This window comes from Roseibium sp., assembly GCF_051016195.1.
GTDB lineage: Bacteria > Pseudomonadota > Alphaproteobacteria > Rhizobiales > Stappiaceae > Roseibium.
On the sequence record NZ_CP134616.1, the window covers coordinates 2,900,652 to 2,923,215 of the forward strand.

21 protein-coding genes are annotated in these 22,564 nt (G+C 59.5%); 13 read left to right on the forward strand and 8 right to left on the reverse strand.

Annotated elements, in window-relative coordinates; genetic code table 11:
* Window positions 1-12 precede the first annotated feature (12 nt).
* From RDA78_RS13365 to RDA78_RS13395, 7 genes are all read left to right on the forward strand, one after another.
* Window positions 13-492, forward strand: a complete 480-nt coding sequence (locus tag RDA78_RS13365; RefSeq protein ID WP_434055789.1) for a tripartite tricarboxylate transporter TctB family protein — start codon at window positions 13-15, stop codon at window positions 490-492.
* A 2-nt stretch (window positions 493-494) separates the two neighbouring features.
* Window positions 495-2,147, forward strand: coding sequence for a tripartite tricarboxylate transporter permease (locus RDA78_RS13370; RefSeq protein ID WP_434055790.1), 1,653 nt, complete (start codon window positions 495-497; stop codon window positions 2,145-2,147).
* A 7-nt stretch (window positions 2,148-2,154) separates the two neighbouring features.
* Complete coding sequence (locus tag RDA78_RS13375) at window positions 2,155-2,940, forward strand: SDR family oxidoreductase (RefSeq protein WP_434055791.1); 786 nt, start codon at window positions 2,155-2,157, stop codon at window positions 2,938-2,940.
* 3 nt (window positions 2,941-2,943) lie between these two features.
* Entirely contained in the window at window positions 2,944-4,656 is a 1,713-nt protein-coding gene (locus tag RDA78_RS13380; RefSeq protein ID WP_434055792.1) for a thiamine pyrophosphate-binding protein, read from the forward strand.
* Between the two features lie 6 nt (window positions 4,657-4,662).
* Complete coding sequence (locus RDA78_RS13385; RefSeq protein WP_434055793.1) at window positions 4,663-5,013, forward strand: NIPSNAP family protein; 351 nt, start codon at window positions 4,663-4,665, stop codon at window positions 5,011-5,013.
* 14 nt (window positions 5,014-5,027) lie between these two features.
* Window positions 5,028-5,657 (forward strand): glutathione S-transferase family protein, encoded by a 630-nt coding sequence (locus RDA78_RS13390; RefSeq protein WP_434055794.1) that lies wholly within the window; start codon window positions 5,028-5,030, stop codon window positions 5,655-5,657.
* Window positions 5,658-5,799: 142 nt separating this feature from the next.
* On the forward strand, window positions 5,800-6,744 hold the full coding sequence (locus RDA78_RS13395; RefSeq protein ID WP_434055795.1) for an aldo/keto reductase: 945 nt from the start codon (window positions 5,800-5,802) through the stop codon (window positions 6,742-6,744).
* Between the two features lie 428 nt (window positions 6,745-7,172).
* On the opposite strand, the gene RDA78_RS13400 is transcribed toward RDA78_RS13395, so the two are convergent.
* A complete protein-coding gene (locus RDA78_RS13400) occupies window positions 7,173-8,084 on the reverse strand; it encodes a LysR family transcriptional regulator (protein WP_434055796.1) in 912 nt (303 codons plus the stop codon).
* 89 nt (window positions 8,085-8,173) lie between these two features.
* Between RDA78_RS13400 and RDA78_RS13405 the strand changes: the two genes are divergently transcribed.
* The 4 genes from RDA78_RS13405 to RDA78_RS13420 all read left to right on the forward strand — a co-directional run bounded on the left by RDA78_RS13405 (window position 8,174) and on the right by RDA78_RS13420 (window position 13,989).
* Window positions 8,174-9,181 carry a TAXI family TRAP transporter solute-binding subunit gene (locus RDA78_RS13405; RefSeq protein WP_434055797.1) on the forward strand — a complete coding sequence of 336 codons (1,008 nt, stop codon included), beginning with the start codon at window positions 8,174-8,176 and terminating at the stop codon, window positions 9,179-9,181.
* A gap of 78 nt (window positions 9,182-9,259) precedes the next feature.
* Complete coding sequence (locus RDA78_RS13410) at window positions 9,260-11,167, forward strand: TRAP transporter permease (RefSeq protein ID WP_434055798.1); 1,908 nt, start codon at window positions 9,260-9,262, stop codon at window positions 11,165-11,167.
* Window positions 11,164-12,735 carry a sulfatase family protein gene (locus tag RDA78_RS13415; protein WP_434055799.1) on the forward strand — a complete coding sequence of 524 codons (1,572 nt, stop codon included), beginning with the start codon at window positions 11,164-11,166 and terminating at the stop codon, window positions 12,733-12,735. Before RDA78_RS13410 ends, RDA78_RS13415 begins: the two co-directional genes overlap by 4 nt.
* A gap of 441 nt (window positions 12,736-13,176) precedes the next feature.
* Window positions 13,177-13,989 (forward strand): 2-keto-4-pentenoate hydratase, encoded by an 813-nt coding sequence (locus RDA78_RS13420; RefSeq protein WP_434055800.1) that lies wholly within the window; start codon window positions 13,177-13,179, stop codon window positions 13,987-13,989.
* Window positions 13,990-14,052: 63 nt separating this feature from the next.
* Here RDA78_RS13420 and RDA78_RS13425 read toward each other — a convergent pair whose 3' ends face one another.
* The 6 genes from RDA78_RS13425 to RDA78_RS13450 form a co-directional block, all read right to left on the reverse strand.
* Complete coding sequence (locus tag RDA78_RS13425) at window positions 14,053-14,970, reverse strand: DMT family transporter (RefSeq protein WP_434055801.1); 918 nt, start codon at window positions 14,968-14,970, stop codon at window positions 14,053-14,055.
* Between the two features lie 227 nt (window positions 14,971-15,197).
* Window positions 15,198-16,640 (reverse strand): D-alanyl-D-alanine carboxypeptidase/D-alanyl-D-alanine-endopeptidase, encoded by a 1,443-nt coding sequence (locus RDA78_RS13430; RefSeq protein WP_434055802.1) that lies wholly within the window; start codon window positions 16,638-16,640, stop codon window positions 15,198-15,200.
* A 96-nt stretch (window positions 16,641-16,736) separates the two neighbouring features.
* Window positions 16,737-17,144, reverse strand: a complete 408-nt coding sequence (locus RDA78_RS13435) for a VOC family protein (protein WP_434052611.1) — start codon at window positions 17,142-17,144, stop codon at window positions 16,737-16,739.
* Window positions 17,141-17,449, reverse strand: coding sequence for an ArsR/SmtB family transcription factor (locus RDA78_RS13440; RefSeq protein WP_434052612.1), 309 nt, complete (start codon window positions 17,447-17,449; stop codon window positions 17,141-17,143). Before RDA78_RS13440 ends, RDA78_RS13435 begins: the two co-directional genes overlap by 4 nt.
* Before the next feature lie 254 nt (window positions 17,450-17,703).
* Window positions 17,704-18,588: a hypothetical protein gene (locus RDA78_RS13445; protein ID WP_434055803.1), complete on the reverse strand. Its 885-nt coding sequence runs from the start codon at window positions 18,586-18,588 to the stop codon at window positions 17,704-17,706.
* A gap of 130 nt (window positions 18,589-18,718) precedes the next feature.
* Window positions 18,719-18,937 (reverse strand): hypothetical protein, encoded by a 219-nt coding sequence (locus tag RDA78_RS13450; protein WP_434055804.1) that lies wholly within the window; start codon window positions 18,935-18,937, stop codon window positions 18,719-18,721.
* Between the two features lie 421 nt (window positions 18,938-19,358).
* Between RDA78_RS13450 and RDA78_RS13455 the strand changes: the two genes are divergently transcribed.
* Complete coding sequence (locus RDA78_RS13455; protein WP_434055805.1) at window positions 19,359-20,426, forward strand: metal-dependent hydrolase; 1,068 nt, start codon at window positions 19,359-19,361, stop codon at window positions 20,424-20,426.
* A gap of 150 nt (window positions 20,427-20,576) precedes the next feature.
* Here RDA78_RS13455 and RDA78_RS13460 read toward each other — a convergent pair whose 3' ends face one another.
* On the reverse strand, window positions 20,577-21,425 hold the full coding sequence (locus RDA78_RS13460) for a TauD/TfdA dioxygenase family protein (RefSeq protein ID WP_434055806.1): 849 nt from the start codon (window positions 21,423-21,425) through the stop codon (window positions 20,577-20,579).
* Between the two features lie 144 nt (window positions 21,426-21,569).
* Here RDA78_RS13460 and RDA78_RS13465 point away from each other — a divergent pair, with 144 nt between their 5' ends.
* Entirely contained in the window at window positions 21,570-22,469 is a 900-nt protein-coding gene (locus RDA78_RS13465) for a LysR family transcriptional regulator (protein WP_434055807.1), read from the forward strand.
* The last annotated feature ends 95 nt before the right edge of the window (window positions 22,470-22,564 follow it).

The window sequence follows — 22,564 nt, forward strand, 5'->3', positions numbered from 1 at the left end:
TTGGGGGCTTTCATGACCTTGAATCGCGATTTTTTCGTTGCGGTTTTTTTCCTCGTGCTTGTCGTCGTGATGTATGCGGCGAGCTACTCGCTGCCTGAACCGATGTTCAATCAGTTGGCTTCCTGGACCTGGCCGAGGGTGATCCTGATACCGCTCGGGATTCTGTCGCTTGTGTTGCTGATCCAGTCTCAGACGTCCGGTCTCGAAGCAGCGACGTTTTCAGACCTCAAAGGCTGGCTCAGGGACAACACCAACCCTTTTCTTTGCTTCGTGCTGTTCTTCGGGTTCCTTTATCTGATGCCGCTTCTCGGCATGCTGTTGGGCGGGTTGCTCTATGTATTCCTGACGTTGTGCGTCCTGGGAGGATGGCAACCGCGCCAGATGGTGTTGCATATCGCGATCTCCGCCGTTTTCGTGGTTGGCATGTGGTCGATATTCTCACTTGCGCTGGGTGTTGTTCTGCCCGAGGGCACCATCCTTAGGGTCTACTGATCATGTTCGAGAACATTGCACTCGCGGCTCCCGAGCTGTTCACGCTGACAACGATGATGCTGATGATGGCGGGCACGTTCGCCGGTCTTCTTGCAGGTGCCGTCCCCGGTTTCACGATTGCCATGGCCGTCGTCTTGGTGCTGCCCTTCACGTTTTCCATGTCACCCGTACAAGGTCTTGCGACCATGATCGCGGTCTATGTCGGCGGCCTGTCGGGCGGTCTGATGTCCGGGATCCTGACGGGAATACCCGGCACGCCGTCTTCCGTTGCCACGACCTTTGACGGGTATCCGCTTGCCCGATCGGGCAAACCGGGCCTGGCTCTCGGTATCGGCATCTGGTCCAGTTTTTTCGGGGGTGTGTTCGCGGCGATCGTTCTCATGCTGGTGGCCCCGCAGTTGGCGCTCATCGGACTTGAGTTTCAGCCGGTCGACTACTTTTCGCTGATCATTTTTGCACTGACCGTGACGGCAAGCCTGGCAGGCGACCAGATGGTCAAGGGACTGATGTCCGGTCTCCTGGGCCTGCTTGTCGCGACCGTCGGTTCGGACGTCGTGTTCGGTCAGCCCCGGTTTACCTTCGGAATTGATGCCGCTGAGCAGGGTTTCGCCTTCTTGCCGGTGCTGGTTGGCATTTTTGCGTTCGGACGCCTTCTGGGGGACGTGAAGAGCCGTGAAAAGGCGCACCAGCCACTGGGCGGTGAAGCGCATGCGGTCCATATCGACTACCTCGGCGCGGCGCGCGAAGTCCTGCGCCGATGGGGCAACGTGCTTCGTTCGTCGGCCATAGGTGTCTTCGTCGGAGTGCTTCCGGCGGCGGGGAGCACGATCTCTAATGTCCTTGCCTACGACCAGTCCAAGAAGACGTCAAAGGAACACGACCAGTTCGGCAAGGGAGCGATCGACGGTATCATCGCGCCCGAAGCTGCAAATAACGCGACGGCCGGCGGTGCCCTGATCGTGATGATGGCCCTCGGACTGCCGGGCGATATTATGACGGCGATCATGCTGGGAGCGCTGTTGATCCACGATGTCATCCCCAGCCCGTCCTTCATCACCGACGAACCGACAATCGCATACGCGATTTTCCTGGCGTTTTTTGTCGCCAATTTCATGATGCTTGCGCTGCAATCGGTAACCGTACGCGGCTTCGTCTTGATTACAAAGGTCAAGCTCTACATGCTGTCGGCAGTGATCCTGTTCTACTGCGCCCTCGGCATGTTCGCCTTGAACAACGTCACTTGGGACATGTGGACGCTCTTCTTTTTCGGCATTGTCGGCTTCCTGATGCGCGCACTCGGATTTCCGATCGTTCCGCTGGTGCTTGGCGTGGTACTCGGCGGGATCGCCGAAGCCAGGCTTTCGCAGGTTTTCGCGCGCTCCGATGACGTAATGGTGTTTCTGAGCCGGCCCTGGTCGCTGTTTTTCCTTTTGCTCGCCTGTTTCTCGGTTTTCTTTCCGCTCTATCAGAAGCATCGCGGTAAGGCGGCATGGACCCGGTATTACCCGTCGCTGCTGCTCGTGATCATGGCCTACCCGGTCTTCTTGATGCCGGGCACAATCCGGCCAGTGCTTGCCGTCGGGATGATCTTGGCCGGAATTGGACTGGCCGTTCTTCAACTGCGTCGCGGCCGCGCGCCGCAAACAACCAAATAGGAATTCAATGGATCTTGGTATCAAAGGGAAGACAGCCCTTGTGCTGGGCGCCTCCCAGGGATTGGGAGAAGCCATCGCACGGAAACTCGCTGAAGAGGGCGCAGATCTCGTTCTGGCGGCCAGAAACGAGGAGGCACTCCAGGCCAACGCCCAAAACCTGTCGCGAGAGTTCGGAACCAAAGCCACCGCCGTTTCCGTCGATCTTTCCGATCCCGCTGCCGTTGCGACGTTTGCCGCGCGTGTGCGCAATGAATTCCAGCCGGACATGCACGTCGCCAATGCGGGCGGTCCGCCCCCGTCCGTGTCGACAGGCGTCGCTCCGGAGGTGTGGCAAAAGTCTGCCCAGATGCTGCTCTTTTCGATCATCCAGGTCATTGAGGCTGCCGCGGAGCCCATGAAAGCGAAAGGTTGGGGGCGGATCCTCGCGATCGGATCGAGCGGTGTGATCCAGCCCATTCCGAACCTTGCCGTTTCCAACACCATTCGCGGAGCGGTCGCAGGGTTCTGCAAGACCCTGTCCGCCGAGGTCGCGGGCAGCGGCATCACGGTCAACATGATCCTGCCTGGAAAGATCGACACCGCACGCGTTGGCCAGTTGGACACGGCGCGCGCAGGGCGTGAAGGAAAGACACTGGAACAGGTCCGCTCAGAGATCGCGGCCTCGCTACCGATAAAGCGCTATGGCAAACCGGAAGAATTCGCCGCAGTTGCCGCTTTCCTTCTTTCCGAACCGGCTGGCTACGTAACCGGCCAGATGACCCGCGTTGACGGCGGAATGATCCGGAGCATCTGAACCATGTCGAACCACGATCCGAAATCAGGCGTTGCGTCTCCCCGGGAGCGGCATGGCGGCCGCATCCTGGCGGACCAGCTTGCGATACTGGGTGCGGAAAAACTCTTTTGTGTTCCGGGCGAGAGCTTTCTGGAGCTTCTGGATGGATTGTATGATCATCGGGACCAGATCGAGGTGATCACCTGCCGTCATGAAAGCGGCGCATCCAACATGGCCGATGCCTACGCGAAGCTGACCGGCAGGCCCGGCATTTGCGCGGTGACGCGTGGCCCGGGCGCGACAAATGCCTGCAATGGCGTGCACACGGCATTTCAGGACAGCTCTCCGATGATCGTACTCATCGGGCAGGTTGCCCGCACGATGATGGACCGAGAAGCTTTTCAGGAAATGGACTACCGGCGCATGTTCGGAGAAATGGCAAAATGGGTTGCCCAGATCGAAGATGCTTCCCGGATCCCCGAATATCTGTCGCGGGCATGGCATGTGGCGACCTCGGGAAGACCCGGCCCCGTCGTTCTTGCACTTCCCGAAGATGTTCTGTCCGATCATGCCAGCGTCCGTGATGCCCGCCCGGCGCAACCAGTCCGCAGCGCGCCGAATGCTGCTGAAATGGCCCAATTCGGAGAACTGCTTGAACAGGCGCACCGTCCGCTGCTGGTTCTGGGTGGTCCGGGCTGGAGCGCGGACGCCGCCGCACTGGCTGCACGGGTATCCTCGCAGCTTGACTTGCCGGTTGTCACGTCGTTCCGCTGCCAGGACTACATCGACAACTCACATCCCAATTACGGGGGTGTCGTTGGAATCGCTCCCAATCCTGCCTTGCGCAAGAAGATAAGGGAGGACGTCGATCTCCTGATCACGATCGGCAGCCGGTTCGGGGAGATGACAACCCAGGGCTATTCGCTGATCGACGCCCCAGTCCCGCAGATGGCATTTGTTCATGTCCATCCCGGTCCGGACGAACTGGGGCACGTTTATGCGCCGGATCTTCCGATCGTCTCGGATCCGGAGACATTTTTGCAGGCAATGCTGCAACTTCCTGCCGGGAAAGGCCGGTGGTCAGACTGGACAGCAGGTTTCCGGGCCGACTATGAGGACTTTCTCGTTCCGACGGATGTGCCCGGTGAACTGAACATGGCGGAAATCATCCGCCATGCTTCGACGGCATTGCCGGTCGATACGATCTACACCAACGGGGCGGGCAACTACACGGTCTGGCTGCACCGGTTCCATAATCACCTCAAGTACCGCACTCAGTTGGCACCGACAAGCGGATCCATGGGCTATGCAGTACCTGCGGCAATCGCCGCCAAACTGGTGCACCGGGACCGCACTGTTGTGTGCCTCGCCGGTGACGGATGTTTTCTGATGACGGCACAGGAAATGGCGACGGCGGCACGCTATGGCCTGCGCATCATTTATCTGGTGGTCAATAACGGGATGTATGGCACGATCCGCATGCACCAGGAGCGCACGCACCCTGGACGGGTGATGTCGACCGATCTGACCAATCCCGATTTCGTCACCTATGCCAAGGCATTCGGCGTTCCCGGCGAGGTCATCACGCGCACGGACCAGTTTGGTGAGGCGCTCGGCCGTGCCCGTCAGTCCGAAACCGGATATCTGATCGAGCTCAAGGTCGATCCGGAAGCCTTGACACCCACCCAGTCCCTGTCTGCTGCTCGCAAACAGGGTGAAGCGACACCCAAAGGCTGACATACCATGATCATTGAACAACGCACCTACTCACTGCAGATCGGCGCAGTGCCCGAGTATCTGAAACTCTATGAAGAAGAAGGACTCGCGATCCAGCGTCCGATCCTCGGTCGCATGGTCGGCTATTTTTCGACCGAAATCGGCGCCCTGCACCAGATTGTTCACATGTGGGCCTACAAGGACATGAGCGAGCGAACAGACCGGCGCGCGCGCCTGACAGCCGACCCGCGCTGGAAGGAATACGTCAAGAAGACGCGTCCGCTCCAGATCAGCCAGGAAAACAAGATCCTGATACCTGCCCCCTTCAGCCCCTGGGCGACGGACGACCCTTCGCTCGATCTTGCCGCAAAAACATAACGGACCCTGCAATCATGATAGATCTTTACACATGGACAACGCCCAACGGGCGCAAGGTTTCCATTCTCCTTGAAGAGTTGGGTGTCGACTATGAAGTTCACCCGATCAACATTGGACAGGGCGACCAGAAAGCGCCCGACTTTCTGAAAATCAGCCCAAACAACAAGATCCCCGCGATTGTGGATCGCGAGACCGGCGTGTCCCTGATGGAATCCGGTGCGATCATGTGGTACCTCGCTGAAAAATATGGAAAATTTCTCCCGTCAGAGCCTCTGGAGAAGATCAAGGTCATGGAATGGCTGATGTGGCAGATGGGTGGCCTCGGACCGATGGCGGGTCAGGCTCACCACTTCCTTCATTTCAATCAGGGCAAGGCGGAATATGCCGAAGAGCGGTATGCAGCCGAAGTCCAGCGGCTTTATGGCGTGCTCGACAACCAGTTGGCCGGTCAGGACTATATCGTCGGCGACTATTCGATTGCGGACATGGCCTGCTGGCCCTGGATTTCCAGATACGAATGGCAGCAGGTCGATCTGACGAAGTATCCCAACGTCAGATCCTGGTACCAGCGCCTGTTGGCGCGCGACGCCGTGCAAAAAGGCTATCATGTTCCCAAAGTCATGGGCGAGATTCCGGCAGGTTGAGCCTGTTTGGGGATGTCCTGGAACTTACGACATCAACGTCCCGGGTCCTGCCGGTCCGGCGGACCCCGACAAAGGATCGGTGACCGGACATTCCGCACCCGTTGCAATCATCTGATCGGAGGAAATCAAGCTGGAAATTGTGGTGTTGGGCCGAACCGGACTTGAAGTCGGCGTGGCGGGTCTCGGCTGCGGCGGACACTCCCGTCTGGGCCAGTCCTATGGTCAGAGTTTCGATCAGTCGGTCGCCCTGGTCAGGACAGCGATCGATGCGGGTGTGACCCTGATCGACACAGCGGCAGCCTATGGCACGGAGGAGATCGTCGGCGAGGCCGTTTCCAGCTGCCGTGACGAGATTGTCCTGTCGACCAAACTCGGGATCGTGACCCCGGGCACGTCTCCCTTGGGAACAGACTATCTCGGAGGGGAAGACTTTGTCCGGCTGGTTGAAAACTGCTTGAGACGACTGAAGACAGACCGCATCGATATCCTGCACCTGCACGGCGTTATGCCGGGTCAGTACGCCTATTGCAGATCGGAACTGGTACCTGCTCTTTTGAAGCTCCGGGAGCAGGGCAAGATACGTTTTCTGGGTCTCACGGAGCGGTTCATTCACGACACGCGCCACGAGATGCTGCAGACCGCGCTTCAGGACGATCACTGGGACGTCGTGATGACCGGTTTCAATTTCCTCAACCCATCAGCCCGCAAATCTGTTTTGCCGATGGCCCAGGAAAAGCGGGTTGGCACGCTGGTGATGTTCGCCGTCCGTCGCGCGCTTGGCAGTCATGCTGCCGCTGAAGAAATTGTGCGCGCGTTGATAGCGACCGGTGAAATCGACCCGGACACTGTGGATCTCGAAAATCCGCTGGGGTTTCTGCTGACCCCTGCTGTTTCTTCAACCATTATCGAGGCTGCTTACCGGTTCTGCCGCCATGAACCCGGTTTGGACGTCGTCCTGACCGGAACAGGATCCCGAGACCATCTCCGCGAAAACCTTGACGCGCTGGCGCAGCCTGCCCTGCCCTCCAGCGTGCTGGAGCGACTGGAGGGCATTTTCGGGAACGTCGACAGCGTTTCGGGAAACTAGTCACCTGAATCTGAAGTTCGACTCATTTTGCAGCGGTCTTCGAACGAACTTCAAATTCACCGCATTAGGGTCAGGGCCCATCAATTTGGTTGAATTGGTGCAGCGAACGGCGATGAGTTGCAAGGAAAAGCGCGACAAGCGGGCTTACTGCCCGGTTGAGTGGTTTGACGAAGCAGACCGAAGCCGTTTTGCGGCCCGTAGGGATAGGGTGGATTTGCCCGGCAACGTCGTTGCAAAACTTTGGAAACCGGACGGTTTCCCGCAGCTTTGCGCCTCGTATCCGAACAAATTCATCCCTACCAATTCATCTAAATTATTGGGTCCATACCCTAGGGCGCAAGGAGACACAGGACTGAGGCACGCACGGAAACCTGAAAGCAGGTGTGAACCGTGCGCGTCTGATCTTCCTGAGCCCAGTGAAACGGAATTCACAGGTGCTGATCGCGGGCAATCTTCTGTTTCAGCACCTTCAGGAACCGGTCCTCGATCGGGCTGGACTTTGCGTTCGTCCGGCGGATCGCCCCGAGGGGGCGGTGAAATTGTGGGTGGTCGAAGGGCAGAAACACCAGGCGGTTCTCCAGATAGGAAGCGGTGGTGGCCTTCGGCATGGTCGTGATCAGGTCGGTTTCGGAAACGATCTCCAGAACCGAGCGGATGGAATCCGTCTCGCAACCGATCTGCATTGAGCGGACGCCGGACGCGATCATGGCGGCTTCGGTCTGCTGACGCAGAAGGCTGCCGCGGGAATGGGCAAGCCAGACCTGCGCTTCCAGATCCGACGCCATGATGCGCTTGCGCGTGGCCAGCGGATGGCTCGACCGGCACATCACGCCGACGCCGTCGTCGATCAGTTCTTCGAACACCAGCCCGTCGACCGGTTCGGCCAGACTTTCCGGGCCGAAGACGAGATCGACCTGTCCGCGTTCCAGCATGGTCCTGAGTTCATGAACCAGCCCGGTGCGGATTTCGACACTGCAATTGGGATTGGCCTTGATGAACTGCGTCAGTGCGTTGCTCAGGAACCGGCCCGAGACGATCGGCGGTGCGCCGATGCGCAGTTCTCCGACCGAGCCCTTTGCCGACTGGTCGGCAACGATCCCGGCCTGTTCCTCGGCCAGCCGGATGGCCAGACCGTTCCGCGCCAGTCGCAGGGCCAGGTTGTTGGGGATCGACCGGCGCCCCTCGCGCTGGAACAGGGGTGCTCCCAGCCGTGCCTCCAGGGCCTTCATGTTCCGGCTGAGCGCAGGCTGTGTCGTGCCGAGCCGATTGGCGGCGGACTGGAAGGAGCCCGCTTCGACAACAACCGAGAGTTGGGCCAGATGCTTGGGATCGAGTTTCATAACTGACTGGTATGTATAAGCCCAAAAGTTTGATTATTCCATATCAATCGGACTTGGTAACGTCAGCGAAACGTCTATGGGAGGATAGCATGTTTCATTTCAAGTCACTCGGCCGGGCAATCCTGGGCGCAACCCTTGTGCTGGCGATGCAAGGGGCCGTGTCCGCGCAGATCTTCAAGGGAGAAACCGCCGGTGTCGGCGACCCGGTCCACACCATGTTCGTGGCGTTCGCCAACCAGGCGGGCAAGTCGGGCGTGGAGATCCAGGTCAATGCGGGTCAGACCCTGACCAAGTCCATGCTCAAGGGTGCGAAGGGTGACATTGATTTCTTTTCGACGGTGCCGTCGCTGGTCAACCTGATGGCTGGCCAGAAGCGGATGTACGAAAAAATCGAAGGCGCACCGGAACTCGCCAAGAATATCCGCGCCATTCTCGGTTTCAAGGCCGGTGCCTATCACCCGGTGACGCTGGCCGGGTCCGGGATCGAAAGCTGGGAAGACATCAAGGGCAAGACCGTGTTCACCGGACCGCCCGCCGGGTCGGCCTCCGCCACGTCGGAAGCGCTGATCAAGATCATCACCGGCTACGTGGCCGGAGAGGACTACACTGCCGTTCGGCTGAGCTGGGGTGAGGGCTACGCTGCGCTTGCCGACGGCAAGATCGACATGATGGTGCGTCCTGCCGAAATCGGCTCGGCCAATATCGAACGGTTTGGCCTCAGCGGTGAGTTCCGGGTGCTGTCGATCCCCGAAGACAAGGTTGAAAGCGAAGAGATGCAGGCCCTGTTCGGCCGGCCGGGCCGCGGCATGCTGCAGTTCGAGGGTGACGTCTACAAGGGCCAGCTGACCGAAGGCGAGATCACGGCGCTCGGCTTCACACAATTCGTCGGTACCCATGCCGGTGTCGACGATGACGTCGTCTACGAAGCAACGAAGGCGTTCTGGGAGAACCTGAACGAGGTCCACAACACCGCGTTCTTCCTCAAGGACGTGACCAAGGACACCGCCTTCACGTCTGTCAATGTGCCGCTGCATCCAGGTGCCGTCCGTTATTATGACGAGGCAGGCATCGCGATACCGGATGCCTTGCGCCCTTGACCGCTCGTGACTGCCGGGCGGCGGGTCACCTGTTACCCGGCAGCACCTCCGAACTCCATTGAAAAGCGATGCTTCGCCATGACCGATGCGGCTCCCTTTGCCGGCGTCACGACCCGCCTGTTCGGCTTTGCAGCGGCCCTGTCCTGCTGCGCCCTGGGTCTGATTACGCTCTACAGTTCAGGTGTCGGCCTGATCGACCCCAAGCTGCACCGGGCCGCCGGTTTCGGGCTTGCGCTGATCGTCGCCGTCTCGGTTTCGCAGAAGCGGCGAGGGGGGACCACACCCCTTCACCTCGTTCTTGACGTCGGGCTGATCGTCGCCGGGCTCTGGTCGATCTGGTCGTTCTATTTCGTCCAGACCGAAATGGAGACTGCGCTCTATGACGTGACCAACCGCGATGCCTGGCCCGCGCTGGCCGGTCTGGTCGTGTTCCTGGAACTCTGCCGCCGGCTGTGGGGATGGGGCCTCTTCTGTGTCGGCACGTTCGGAGTGGTCTATCTTCTCTTCGGGCAGGACCTGCCCGGCATCCTGGCCCATTCGGGCTTTTCGCTGAAGGAGGTCGCCGAGGCGCTCTGGTACAACACCAACAAGGGTGTGTTCGGCTCGATCACCAACATCGTGCTCAGCACGGTTTTCATTTTCATCATCTTCGGTGTGCTGCTGGAAGGCACCGGGGCGGGCGACACCCTGCTGAAATTCGCCTTCCTCGCCACCCGCCGCACCCGGGGCGGTCCGGCACATGCCGCCATCCTGGCCTCGTCCATGTTTGGCACCATGTCGGGTTCGACCGTGGCCAATATCGTCGGCACCGGCACTTTCACCATCCCGATGATCAAGAAGCGCGGCTTTTCACCCACCTTCGCCGCCGGGATCGAGGCAACGGCATCATCCGGCGGTCAAATCATGCCACCGATCATGGGGGCCGCGGCCCTGGTCATGGCCGACCTCACGGGTGCCGGGTATCTCAACATCATTGTCGCTGCCCTGCTTCCTGCTCTGTTCTACTATTTCAGCCTGTTCGCCGCCGTGACGGTCGAGGCCCGCCGCCAGGGTATCGAGGTTCAGGAAATGACCGTCGACGATGAGATCACCCGGACCGATCTGGTCAACTCCGTGCTTTTCATCGGGCCGATCCTCGTGGTCATCGGATCGCTGGTGGCCGGGCTCTCCACCTCCGCCGCCGGCTTCTACGCCGTCGTGGTGCTGCTGGTGCTGTCGGTCATCAACCCGGAAGTGCGCAGCGATCCGGCCCGTCTCTGGAAGTCCTTTCTGAAGGGGGCCGAATCCGGGGCGACACTGCTGATCGCGATTGCCGCCATCGGCATCCTCGTGGGCTCACTCGACAGCACCGGCCTCGGACTGAAACTCGCCAATGTCATCGCCAGTATCCGGGGCGAAAGCCTGTTTTCCGCACTGCTCGTCGCCATGGCCGGGGCGCTGATCCTCGGCATGGGCATGCCGACGCTGCCCGCCTACCTGATCATCATCCTGGTGATGGGGCCGGCCATTCAGGAACTCGGCGTCTCGATGCTGACCGCGCACATGTTTGTCTTCTACTACGGTGTCGCCTCGTCGCTCACCCCACCGGTTGCGATTGCCGCGTATGCGGCGGCCCCGATCGCCCGGGCCAACCCGCTGCTGACCGCGTTCATGTCGTTCCGGCTGGGTATGGCGAAATTCATCATTCCGTTCATCTTCGCCTTCTACCCGACAATCCTGATCATCGAGGAATTCAGCCTGTTGCCGTTCTTGTGGATCGTGGCCCGCACCTGCTTCTGCATCTGGCTGTTCTCCTCGGCCCTGTCCGGCTTCGACCGGCGCAGGCTGACAGTGCCGGAGATCGTTGTCCGCTTCGTGGCGGCTTTCGCCTGCCTTGCCACCGATCCGATGATCCACCTGCCCGCCATCGCCATCGGACTTGCGCTGATCGCGTTCGATATCCATGCCGGCCGGGCGAAAGCCGCGACTTCCGAGGCGTCCGAATGACCAAGAGACCCAATTTCCTGTTCATCATCACCGATCAGCATCGGGCTGATCACCTCGGCTGTTACGGCAACAAGGTGGTGAAAACGCCCAATATCGACAGCATCGCGGCCGGCGGCACAAGGTGGGAGCGCTTTTACGTCGCCAACCCGATCTGCATGCCCAACCGGGCCTCGATCATGACCGGGCGCATGTGCTCGGTGCATGGCGCGCGCCACAACGGCATTCCCCTGTCGAAGGATCACACCACCTTTGTCGAGCTCCTCCGCGATGCCGGATACAGCACCGGCCTGATCGGGAAATCCCACCTGCAGAGCTTTACCGGTCTGCCCGCCACCAACCGTTTCGAGGCGCGGGAAGGCTTGACCTCCCCGTCGGCACATCTGCGCGATGCTTACAAGAACAACCGCCATTCACCCGACTACGATCTCGAGGTCGCGCCCAACTGGGACACGCCCCTGGCCGAGCGGCTGAAAGGGGACTTCTACGGCTTCGGCCACGTCGAGGTCGCCGCCGACCATGGTGATCAGGCCTCGGGCGACTACCTGTTGTGGGCGCGTGCGCAGACCCCGGATTTCGACGCTCTGACCGGCCCGGAAAACGCGCTGCCCGATAATCGCATCACAGCACCGCAGGCCTGGCGCACGGCCGTGCCCGAGGAACTATACTCCACCTCCTGGATCGCCGACCGGTCGGAAGCCTGGCTCAAGGCGCAGGCCGGAGCGGACGCGCCGTTCTTCCTGCAGATGTCCTTCCCGGACCCGCATCACCCGTTCACGCCGCCGGGGCGCTACTGGGACATGTATGATCCCGCCGGAATGGAGTTGCCGGTCTCGTTCGGAAAGGGCGATCTGCCGCCGATCCGGGCGATGCAGGAGGCAATGGAGAAGGGCACCGACCCGAGAGACAACCAGAACCCGTTCGCCGTGACCGAGGACGAGGCGCGGGCGATCATCGCTCTCACCTACGGCATGATCACCATGATCGACGACGCCATCGGGCGGGTGCTAAAGCGCCTCGAAACCTTGGGGCTGGCAGAGGATACGGTGGTCGTCTTCACCTCCGATCACGGCGACTACATGGGCGATCATGGCCTGATGCTGAAACTGCTGCTGCACTACCAGGGGATCATCCGGGTGCCGTTCCTCTGGTACGATCCGGCAAGCCCGGCCCATCGCCCGGTCGACACGGGGCTGGCCTCGTCCATCGACATTGCCGCCACCATCCTGGCCCGGGCCGGCATCCAGCCCTTCAATGGCCTCCAGGGCCGGGATCTGATCACCACGCAGGCGCCGGAGGCGATCGTGGTGGAAGAAGACAGCCAGCGCACCATGACCGGCTTCGATCGCCCCCAGCGCGTGCGCACGGTCGTCACGGACCGCTACCGTATGTCGCTGCGCGAAGGCGAGGACTGGAACGAGCTCTACGACCTTGAGAGCGACCCGCACGAACTCACCAATCTCTACGAAGCCCCCACCGCCGCCGCTATCCGCCACTCGGTCACGGAAACCATGCTGCGCCGGATGATCGACCTCCAGGACCGGGCGCCTTTGCCGGCGTACCGGGCTTGATTGGAAGGTGTGCTTGTCTGGGCTTGGGTGGGGACGGGCGATCGTTTGGGCCTGATCAACTGACAGTAGTGCTCTGGTGATTTCAGGAGCTGGAGCAGTGGCTATCGTTTTGTCCATCGACACACCGGTGCCGCAGGCGAACGCAGATCTTTATCGTCGGTGAAGAGCTCGAAGACCGGGAGAATATTGGTACCCACTGACACTTGCCCGAGTAACTGGAAAGAGACCGGGAGGAGAATGTTTGCCAATGCCGGAAAACGGCGATAGTGGACATTCGATTGAACGACGTGTTTGGCGACTCGCGACCATTGGCGGTCATTGGAACGGAGTGCCGTCAAGGCCCGGGCAGAGCACCAAGCGACAAATGCCTGGCCGCCGCGGAGTTGAAAAGAGCGGGCAAAGCGGCGACCGTCTCGCATGGCACTGGAAGGAGTTAACTGGATGTCGGCTACGATGGAACATGCCACGATTGAGGCCTTTGCCGCCAAACTGCTTGAGGCCTATGACACGGGCCGCCAGATTACGCCTTTTACCGTTCGCGACCCGGCTTTTGACGCGGAAACGGCGTATTGCATCGCCCACAGGGTCACCGCACTGCGCGAGGCCCGGGGAGAGCGGAGGGTGGGCCGCAAGATCGGTTTCACAAACCGCACGATCTGGCCGCTCTACGACGTCACGGGCCCGATGTGGGGGCCGGTTTGGGATACGACCCTGCATGATATCGGTGAAGGGCCGCACAGATTACCAATACTGCCTGAGCCGCGGCTTGAGCCCGAGATTGTCTTTGGCCTGAAGTCCGCGCCCCGGGCGGGGATGAGCGAGACCGAGCTTGCCGGGTGCATCGACTGGGTGTCACACGGGTTTGAGGTCGTATTTTCATCTTTCCCCGGCTGGCGCTTTTCCGACGCAGACTGTGCCGCCGCTTTTGGCTTGCATGGCGCGCTCTATCTCGGCCCGAGACTGCCGCTGACGCGACCAGTTATCGAACAACTGCCGCGCTTTCGCGTGGTGCTTGAGGGGTCGCGCGGCGAGCGGCTTACGGGCTGCGGCGCGGACGTTCTGGACAGTCCGCTCACGGCGCTTGGTCATCTCCTGGACACACTGGCAGCAGACACCGATGCACCGCAGCTGAGCGCGGGAGAAATCGTTACCACCGGCACCCTGACTGATGCCGCGCCGATCTTGCCAGGTGACCACTGGACCACCCGGCTCGACGGCATCGATCTGCCGGGCGCAACGATCAGCTTTATCTAGGGTGCATCTTCCAAACAACGCATCATTTGATGACGAAAGTGGTTCATTCGGCATGCTGCCCGACTATTTGCCGGCCCTGGCGGCAGCCCGTTCCCGCTGCGCAACATAAAGGCCAGAGCAGAATATCACCGCAGCTCCGATAAATGTCATCTCGTCGGGGATTTCTCCCAGGAACCAGAACGCCAGCAGCGCCGCCCAGATCAGCTTCAGGAAGTCGAAGGGCATGACTGCGGTTGGCTCCGTTTCCTTCAAGGCCTGGCTCAGGCAGACCTGCGCGACCGATCCGGCAAAACCGATGAACAGCAGCCAGCCCCAAGCCCAAAGGGTCGGGTCCTTCCAGACCCAAAGGGCCGGACCGACCGAAAAAACCGACAGGAAGATCCCCATCCAGGCGACAATGGCGACGCTGCTCTCCGTGCGCGACAGGCTCTTGACGATGATCAGGGCAAGCGACCACAGCAGCGCCGCGGCGATGACCAGCAGGGATCCGGTTTCCACGACGGCCAGGCCCGGCCGCAGGATGATCAGCATGCCGACGAAGCCGAGGCCGATCGCGGTCCATCTTCTCAGCCGGATCTTTTCCTTGAAGATCAGGACGCTCAGGACCGAGGTAAAGATCGGAGCTGTGAAACCAAGCGCGGTGACCTTTGCGAGCGGCGTTATGGCCAATGCAGTGAAAAACAGGAACATCGCCGCTATGTTCACGACCCCGCGCAGCGCATGAAGGCCGAACCGGCTTGTCCGCATCTGCACAAATCCCGGCCCGATCAGCAAGGGCACAAGAAAGGCGAGGCCGAACAGGTTGCGAAAGAAGGCGATCTGAAAGGGATGAAGTTCGCTGGACGCGACCCGGACAGAAAAGTGCATGACCGCAAAGGCGACGGTCGAGGCACACATCATCACCACACCCCGAATGACCGGCGACTGGCTCTTCCAGGAGGCGCCAAGCCCCGCAAAGCCTCCAGGATGGAAGGGGTTCACAGTTGACTACTCTCGTCCTATACCTGCCGGAACTCAACCGGCCTGAAGATGACGCTGGTTTCCGGGTACATGGCAATCGGCCTCGCGCAGACCGCGTTGCAACTGTTTGCGTGGCGGTGCCTCTTCAACAGACCCGGACCGACGGCATGAACCTGGATACCATCAACGCACCGTGCACGACATGACTTTGTTTTCAGGAGGATATGCATAGGGTAGGACGCCGTACCCTAGAGGCCGAGCTCGAGGGCCCTGAGCAGGCGGAACCGGGTCTTTCCCGTCTTGCCGCCGAGCGAGATCACGAAGGGCACCAGGCCGTATTTGGTGGTGTTCACGTATCCTGCCAAGGCTTTCACACCGGGGATCGTGCCTGTCTTGTAGCGCGATCCGGCCTTAGTCCTGGGGAGCAACTCGGCGTTCGGCGCAAACTCTGCCAGCACCCTTGCAAGGCCCTGGGTCGAGAAGCGGTTCCGGGTGCTGATGCCCGAGCCCTCCTTGAGGTCGATGCCCTCGGTGATGCCATGTTCGGCAAGGATCGCCTGCGCGACTTTATGCGACTTTGCAAGGCTGACCGGTCCGCCGAGACGGTGTGCGCCCACCTCCAGGAATATCTGGTTGGCGACATAGTTGTTCGACCCCAGCAGCATCTGGGTCAGGATCTCCGGCAGGGCACGGGACTGGCGGTGCACGTAGACGGGCTCAAGTCCCTCGGGGATGGATCCGATCGATATTTCGCCTTCAACGCTGCCGCCGGCTTTTTCGATAAAGACGGCGAGAAGCTCGCCGGCGTAGCGCACGCCGACGGAAGGGTCTTCCTGGGCAAGGCTGATGCGGCCGCGTCCCTTTGGACCGCGTTTCAGGAACTGGCTCACCGCCAGGGGCGTGATCGGGGTTTGCTGTTCCGCGGAGCGGACGGACTTTCCCTTCTTTACCGCATGGATCGTGTTGAAGTTGACCGCAAGCGCCGAGTTGAGGGCGTCATACGCCCTGCCGGTGTCCTCGATGCCGGGGATGCGCAGCTCTTGAGGGTAATAACTTGCGTCAAGAACCATACCTGTGAATGGCTCCTTGCCGGTTGCCGCGACTAGCTCGGGCGCGAGCAGCGCAAGCTCTTCGGAGACAAGGAAGGGATCACCGCCGCCACGCACGTAAAGCACCCTGTCGCTGTCCAGGTAAAACCGGGTCTGGAACCGGTGGTCTCTGCCCAGAACCTCCATCGCCAGCCATGCGGTGACGATCTTGGCGACGGACGCAGGGACAAAGGACTTCCCCGCGTTTTGCGCCACCAGTTCATTGCCCCCGCCATCCAGCACCAGCACGACACCCGACGGTGCAACGCCGGCGACCTTTTCCTTGATGCCGGCCAAGGCGGGCGCACAAAGAAGGGCAACGGAAACGGAGAAGGCAAGAAGGCGCATGAAGGCTCCAGTCAGCCGCTGTTCCAGCGGCTGGTAGACGAGGGGACGGTGCCGCAATTCAACCGGAACTTCGTCGGCTTGTGAATACTCCATGCAAAACATGTCGAATCTGAGCGGTTTGTGATGACTGCGGCGAATGCCCTCTTCCCGTACATCCAGCGTATTTGCCGCATCCGGAACAAATGTCAGCTTCGGAACAGGCTTCCGGATTGTTGAACGACCGGAATGGGCGCGCAAAGCGGTTGCTGGTACCATGAGCAGCGAAGTTCCGCTCAGAGCCCGGAATAACCGATGCTGCGTTGCGACCGAACGACTGCTGTCAAGGTTCAGGTCGAGAATACTCCGTCTTCGTCACGTTGGTGACTGGTTTGTTTCCATCATTTGGATCAATTGAACCAGGTTTCCACAGGTGTCATCGAAAACAGCCATGCGGACAGGCCCTGCATCCACGGGCTCCACAGAAAACTCAACGCCCAAATCGCCTAACCGTTTCCGCTCCGCATCAAGGTCCTGGACCTGAAAGGAGTGCGCGGGAATGCCGTCAGCGACGAGTGCATCTTTGTAGGGCTTCACTGCCGGATGGTCGCTTGGCTCAAGTAACAACTCTGTACCTCCGGGTTCTTCGGGAGACACAACCGTAAGCCAACGACTTTCGCCAAGGGAGATGTTGTTCTTCACCGCGAAGCCGAGCACGTCGGTATAAAACTTTTCTGCTTTGTCCTGGTTATCGACAAAGATGTTTGTCACATAGATTTTCATGTTTCTCCTCCGTTCTGTTTGTATCGTGTGAGCCATGACGCAGCCACGATGTGCCATTCTTGGATGCTCAACGAATGTGCTTTCGTCCGCCCTTTCCAAGAAGTCTTGATTAGTCCAGCCCTCTCCAAAACAGCGAGGTGCTGGGAAACTGTTTGACGGGACAAGGCGATACCATCTTCGGCAACCGACGCGGCGCACACTTCGAACAATGATTGAGCAGGTTGTTTGCTCAGATGCTCGATGATGCGGCGACGCGTGCTGTCAGAAAGAGCCTTAAAAACAAGGTCGAGTTGGTCATCCGTCATCAGAAGCAGATATGCAGCAAAATTACAGCATGTAAAGTGCAGTAAATTTACTGCATATCAATCCTCGTACGAAAACGGACCTCCCCAATGGAGGAACGACCGGCTGCTTGGTCCGTATCCCGGTCATTTGCCTCCAGCGTTTTGAAGGTCTGTTTTTAACGGCAGGAGTTGAAGCAGCGACCGACCAAAACGGCTGCGCAAAATTGTCGTTCAGAACACCCGCAGCATAAAAGCCGACCCCGGCCAACGTAAAGTCAGTTCAGTCCGTTCAAAAAACCTGACGCAGACCCGCTTCCGGACATGGAGAAAAAGACGCCGCTATCGCGCTCGGTGCTGTTTGGCTGCTTCCGGACCCTGTTCCTCAAGGCCTCCGCTGTAATGGAGGCCCCAACCTCAAGATTTGAATGGTGTTCTCCAAGGCTCGGGTCAATCAGGCCATGCTGGTAGCGGTCGACAAGTCCTTCGGGGAGATCAACCAGCCAGAAGTTTTCGTCAGAATGGAAGGACAGAAGGATCGCATAGGGGTCAATCCCGTGTTCTTTGATCATCGCCTCAATCAGGAACATGCGGTTATCAGATGAAAGGCCCAGCGCCTCGCGAACGGGCTTGGGTGCTTCCGTGTATCTGTAGGCGGGAGGTGCCCTGCGCGGCAGTCGAAAGAACAAGGGCGGCTTTTCCAGCAGGCTGGGGCAGAGAGCCCCAATTTTCTCGATGAAGACTTTTCCGACGCCGAAATCGTCACCGTGAAAGGCAATCATGTGTTCAACGGATTTGTAGGCAATGTGCTCGTGCCCGGCGAACTCGGCCGAATTCGCATCACCGACCCAAACGTCGTTCTGGTAATCGACATCCAAAAGCGTGAATTCACATCCGGTGATGCCAATGCTGAAATTCCATTGGTGCTCAAAAAGACGATTTATCTCCCCCGGATTGCGCGTTAGGACCTTGATCCCAATGACACCAAAGGGCGCTTCGCGCGAGATCATCTTTTGAACGGCGCCGTCCTGAATATCAAAGACCGTGGAGGTGTTCCACAAGTCGATGAGATGAGACTGGAACTCTGCGCCGATCGCATCAATCAGTCTTTCAACGCGGTTCTTGCCTGGTGACACATCAGTCTCCGGTCTCGTTATGATCACTCGTCCTTCCAAAGCAATATATGTCATCTGCGCATTGGCGGTAACTCCCTGCCGTTTAAAAAAAGCGCTGCCCATAGAACTTCGCATTGCGGAGGACGGAGCATGCGTGACCGAGATCAAGGCGGTGCGATCATTCCGATGCCACAGTGCCGGAATTGCCGGGTTTGACAACGTAGGGATCATCTCGACATCTCCGCCTGATCGAGCCGGTTTCGGCGACGCCCGTCGGACCGGAACTGGTCGTCGTCCAGTCCCGCAACACCCTGACACTGGAGGAGAGGGCTATCACGGTGGACGTCGTGGTCGTGTGGCGTGTCGTGGCGGGCCGGATCCGGGAGGTGTGGGACATCGTTCCCGGTCAACCGACGGTGGTTCGCCCTGCCGGCATCTGAAGGGCATCCGGGATGCCATCGCTTCGCTGTGACAAGGATAACCGCGCACATTCGACGGCTCGCACCCATCGCCGCGGCCTGATGGGCCGAAGCGGACGGAACAGCCTGCCCACTGGCACGCACATCTCAGGCTCCAAGCGCCGAAGTTCGTCAGAGCCAGAGTTTTGGGTCTGTGCGATATTATTTGTTTTTTCGGAATAGTGTTTCCGCCTGTTCTTGGATTATCCAGACGAAAAGAAATATTATCTGGTGCGCGAACCAGTCTTTTGGGCGTGCGGCCCGACGATGCAGGATGATAACCTGCGCGGCTCGTATCGCCCTTGAAAGGACGACGGTGTTTCCGCCTTTCAATCCACCCTTCCGGAGCGCGCGCAGAGTATGGATTCGCTGACACAGTTTACACTCGGTGCAGCCATTTCCGCTGCGTGTCTCGGGTCAAAAATGGGACCGCGGAAAGCAGTGCTGGTCGGGGGACTGATCGCGACGCTGCCTGACCTGGATGTGCTGATCCCGTTCGAGACGCGGATTGACCAATTTGTCTATCATCGGGGCTGGTCGCACTCTTTCTTCATTCACATCATTGCAACGCCGGTCATCGGTGAGCTGCTCGTCCGGTGTTTCAAATCCCTGAGGAATCACCGCAAACGAGTCTGGGCGACCGTCTTCCTGTGTCTGACAACCCATGCGCTCCTTGATTCAATGAATGCCTACGGCGCGCGTGTTTTCTGGCCCTTTCATCCCGATCCGGTCGGGACAGGGTCCATCTTCATTATTGATCCCGTTTTTACCGTTCCGTTGCTTGCCGCCGTCGCGTGGGCAATCGCCAGCTCGAAATGGTCTGATGGTCTCAAGAAGGTTCTGGCCGTGACGCTCACATTCAGCTTCGGCTACCTGATCTGGGGCCTCGCCGTCCAGCATCACATCCACGCCCGGGGAAAAGCCGTTTTTGCCAAGAAAGGCATAGACGTCAACAACGTGCAGACCGTGGTCACGCCCTTCAACACGCTCCTGTGGCGCGTGATCGGTCAGGCGGACGGTCAATACCACAATCTCTATGTGTCGCTGTTCGACAACGACGAAGATGCGGTTGTCTATACGCACAGCTATGACGCTTCGCTTGTCTCGTGCGTTGAAGATGATCCGGAGTATCAGAAGATGATCTGGTTCAGTGACGGCTTCGTCAGAACCGATCTGATCGACGGCAGAATCGTCGCCTCGGACTATCGCCTCGGCCTGTCCCCAACCTACATCTTCCGGTTTGCAATTGCAGAATACGAAAATGGCGTCTCCAGGAAGATCCCACCCGAACCGATCGTGCCCAGCATAGAAAACGCGGGCACAGAGTTCGGCTGGCTTGGAAGCCGGATGTCAGGTCAGCCAATGATAAGGGTGTCTGAGCAAGAGCTTCTGGAAGGACAGGATGCGACCAATGCTGAGGGCTGCTAGTCGCCTGAATTTGAAGTTCGCTTGGGAGTCTGCAGAAGCAATGATGCGAACTTCAAATTCACCGCACTAGGTTATCCGGATTCAATTGTGCGCAATGGTGCCGCGACGGTTTTCCGCCGACGTGCATGTTCCTGGCAGGGGCCTTGCCGGTCAGACCGGCCGTTCGCCCTTGACGGTGACACGCCGGCCCTTGCGCTCCTCCGGCCAATAGTCCCAGATCGCGCGATGCATGCAGCAGCGATTGTCCCAGAAGGCCATGTCATTGAGGGACCAGCGGAAGCGGATCTGGTAGTTGATGTGTTCCGCGTGCTCGAAGAGCATTTCCAGGATTGCGTCGCTTTCCTGGTCCGAGAGGCCCATGATCCGGGTGGTGAAGGTTCTGTTGACGAAGAGCGACTTGCGGCCCGTCTCCGGGTGCGTGCGCACGATCGGATGGACTGCTTCAGGGCATTCGATGTCGGCGTCCTTGCGGCCCCGATCGCTGTAGCGGCCTTTGTAAATGTGCTCGGAACTGTGAAGTGCGGAGAGCCCGCCGAGCATCTTTTTCATGGGCTCGGACAGATCGTCGTAGGCGGCGTACATATCGCTGAACATGGTGTCACCGCCGCAGGGCGGCAGGATGTTGATTTGCAGCATGGTGCCGAGCGGAGGCGTCTCGTCGCAGGAAACGTCGGAGTGCCAGAACTCTCCGTTCGCCACCTTGGAGTCCTTTGTGGCGTGGATTTCGAAGATTTCCGGATACCCTTCCATAGTCGGCGCGGCCGGGTGCGCGTGCAGCGGGCCGAAGCGCTTGCCGAATGCGATGTGCCGTGCGGGCGGGATTTCCTTCTGTTCCTTGAAGAACAGAACCTGGTAGCGGAAGAAGGCATCACGGATTTCATTGAACTGGTCGTCCGGCACAGGCTCGCTCAGATCCACCCCGTAGATCTCTGCACCGAGGTTCGGTGCAAATGGTTTTGCGGTGATCAGTCGATAATCGTTTGTCCTTGGAGCGACCATTGGGAGCCTCGTCAATATCCGGCATGTTTGTGAGTGGCTGTGACCATAATCATAAAATCAAGTTGATAAAAACGAGTATTTCTTTATCAAAACACGAGAAAATTTTAACCAAGGCAAGGCAGTCCGTCCGCTGGGAGACCGTTCATGAGCATTCGCGCCCTGCGCACGCTTCTTTCGATCCATCGGCTTGGCAGCTTCCGGGCCGCGGCAGAAGCGGAGAACCTGACGCCGTCTGCGGTCAGCCTGCAGATGCGCACTCTGGAAGAGAGCTGGGACCTGACCTTGTTCGAACGGTCCCAGCGGACACCGAAGCTGACGGAGACCGGACTTGCGCTGGTTGGCGAAGCGGAAGCTGTCATCGCCGCCTATGACAGCCTTGCCGACCGGGTGGCGCCGAAAGACGAAATCTCCGGAGAGCTTATCCTGGGTGCCGTTCCAACAACCCTCACCGGACTTGTGCCGCTTGCGCTGTCGGAACTGAAGAAACGTCATCCAGGCATACGTGTGCGGATTGTCCCCGGGCTGTCGAACCAACTGCTTTCCGGGATTGATCGCGGCCAGATACATGCGGCCGTGATCTCGCGCCCGGACATGCTCTCCAGAACCACGCGCTTTTCAAGGCTTGCCGAGGAAGTGCTGGTTCTTCTGGTCTCGCAGAATACGCAGTATCTCGCCCCGGTGGAGCTTTTGCGGTCCCGCCCGTTCATCCGCTTCAACCGGGACGCGGTTGTCGGCAGGCAGATCGAGACCTGGCTGCAGAACAACGGCATCCCGGTCAACGATGCTATGGAGCTGGAAAGCCTTGAAGCGATCTCCAGCATGGTCGCCGCAGAACTCGGGATATCCATCGTGCCGCAGCGCTGCATTCGCGAAAGCGGCCGCCTGCCATTGAAGATGCTGTCTCTTGGCGATAACAGCCCGAGCCGGGTTCTGGGCCTTGCGAGCCGGGAAGGATCGCCCAGGACAAGCCTCGTCAGCGCTGCGGAAGCTGCTCTTCTGGAGGCCGTTGCGATCGGTGAATTCTCGATCCCGACGGCCCGGTGACGGAGTTCCCGGATCTGTCATCAGCTCACTGATTGGGTAGCGCGAACCGGCGCGCAGCCCGCTGATTTTTCCTCATGCTACGGACGCGCGTCAGC